We start from the raw sequence: 2,494 nt of genomic DNA, 5'->3' as shown, positions 1-2,494 counted from the left end.
CTGTATTCTGGTAGCCTTTAAAAGGCCCTTAACGACAGTAAGATTCATAGGTGTATCATCTACTACCAGGACCTTTGCATCCGGTGCATGATATTTTTCATGATACTTCTTTAGGCCCTTTATATACTCTTTGTAACGCTTCTTGAAATCTCCAATTGCTTCCCGGTTCACTACCTTTTGTATGATTTCAAATGAAAACTCAGATCCTTCACCATAAACGCTTTTGACTTCCAGTTTTGTATCCATCATAGCAAGGAGCTTTTTGACAATACTCATACCAAGGCCTGTGCCTTCAATTGTACGATTTCTTGTCTCTTCAATCCTTTCAAATGGAGAAAAGAGCTTGTTAAGATCTTCCTCTTTAATTCCAATTCCTGTATCTGAAACTGTAAATCTCAGGCTAATATTATCATCATCAGCCTCCTTGTAAGTAACCTCCATAGTTACAGAGCCTTTTTCCGTATATTTGACTGCATTAGTAAGAATATTTGTAACACATTGTTTAATCCTGACTTCATCTCCTTCAAGCTGATCAGGAATATTCTCATCAACATTAACATTAATATCAAGGCCTTTGCCCTCAGCTCTTACTGATATCATATTTACAAGGTCATTGATCATAGAACTAAGGTTATAATTTACAGGCAAAATATCCATCTTGCCTGCTTCAATTTTAGAAAAGTCGAGAATATCATTAATAATACTAAGAAGTGAATTGCCAGCACTTTTTATGTTCATGGCATATTCCAAAATTTCAGGATCATTATCCTGCCTTAGGATCATTTCATTCATGCCGAGAATAGCATTTATAGGCGTTCTAATTTCATGAGACATGTTTGACAAAAAAGAGCTCTTAGCTTCACTTGATTTTTGAGCAACTTCAAGCTCTGTCTGGAGTTTTTGGTCTTCTTTTAATTTATCTATATAATCTTCTATAGAATGAATAGTGGATTTTAAGTAAGATGCAAGTACTTCTATCTCATCCTTTGAATTGACTCTTATATCATCAACCTGACTTGCTACTTCAAGCTTTTTCTCATCATCTGCATTAGCAAAATCATACATAAAATCCGACATGTAACCTATAGGAGTTCCTATGGTAGACTTGGTGTAATAGTTGGCAAAGCCCCCAAGTGGTACTCCTACACACAGCATCAAAAGAATCATTTTTATATCATAGGTAATTGCAGATGCGTCAAAAACATAATTCATGTTTTCAAGCCCTGCTATAAAATCTTCAGAATCAGCTTCCCCCGATGTTACGGAAGGAAGTACAGAGCTTCCGTTTCTGACACTTTCTATCAGCATCTTCTTCATATCAGGAAACAGTGCGATCATAAAAAGAGCTACAGAAATGCCCAGAATAACCTCTATTGATATTATGATCACTGTCATTTTTAAGCTTACTCTTGTCTTCTTTATAGCCTTTTGAACACCAATACTTTCCTGAAATATCCTGGTGTAACCAAAACCTAAAGGAAAGACGATCTTATACCTATCAGGCATTTTATTATAGAAAATGTACATTGCAATTGCTACGATAAAAATCTCTAAAGAACTCGCGGCAATATACATAAATATCCCAAGTAAACTGCTAATACTATAGATTTCATTTTTAATTACTGTATAGCATGCATATTCTGCAAGAGCGACAAATATAGTTGTATATAATGCTGCACATAATGTTTTCTTTTTGGTTTTAAACCAGAAATATTGTGAAAAAAGAGCAAAAGAAGAAGTTCCTACAAGGAAAGTGATCATGTTGTATGCTGTATCCATGCTCATGATATACGTTATTACAAAAGCTATTATAAATGAAATATAAGAAAGAACATACCCATATAAGGCTCCCAATAACAAAAAAGGAAACATTATAAAAGATAATAAAACTGTATCTCCTGTAGTAATTATAAGATTTTCACTGTGCAGTGAAACATATACGCAGAGTCTTGTAAGAACAAGCCATATTAATATCCTTACTATAACATAAGTATTTCTTTTCCATCTTTGATCTATATCTCTTAGTTTAAATTTTGTAACCTGCATCTATACCTCTCTTAATCCGGTTCATTAAATGAACCGGTTTGATATAAATATAATAAAGTCTCTCTCACGGCTTACGTGTATTCTGAATAAGTCTCCAAGCATATTACTTATAGCTTTATATATTTATATCGGCATAAATGAGGTATTTATAATATCTTATGCTAATGCTTTAAAGTATTCTTTTCGTACTGCCTGTGCTTCAGGGACAAATTCCATAGCTCCCCAGCAGTGCATCATATTCTCTCCTACATGAACAAAAAGTGGAACATTGTACTTATCATATGCTTTTTGCATATCCTCAAGATAAGCGTACATTACTTCATGTGTTCCATAAAAGACATGCGTCATTGGAAATCCTGTCATATCATCAAGAATAGGGCTAAGAAGATAAGCATCATCTTTACCTGCAAGGACAGGCGCAATATTATCAAAAAATCCTATTGGAATC

Annotated in this window: 2 protein-coding genes; both read right to left on the bottom strand. The window is 34.1% G+C overall.

The features are described from left to right. The coding region (locus K6G87_RS12610; RefSeq protein ID WP_296837823.1) for an ATP-binding protein at window positions 1–2,046 on the bottom strand (2,046 nt) is incomplete at its 3' end. 156 nt (window positions 2,047–2,202) lie between these two features. After that, on the bottom strand, window positions 2,203–2,494 hold a 292-nt coding region (locus K6G87_RS12605), incomplete at its 5' end, for a hypothetical protein (protein ID WP_330669852.1).

This window comes from Butyrivibrio sp., from assembly GCF_024699075.1.
Note: the sequence above shows the minus strand (reverse complement) of the source record. Positions and strands in the feature narration are given on the sequence as shown.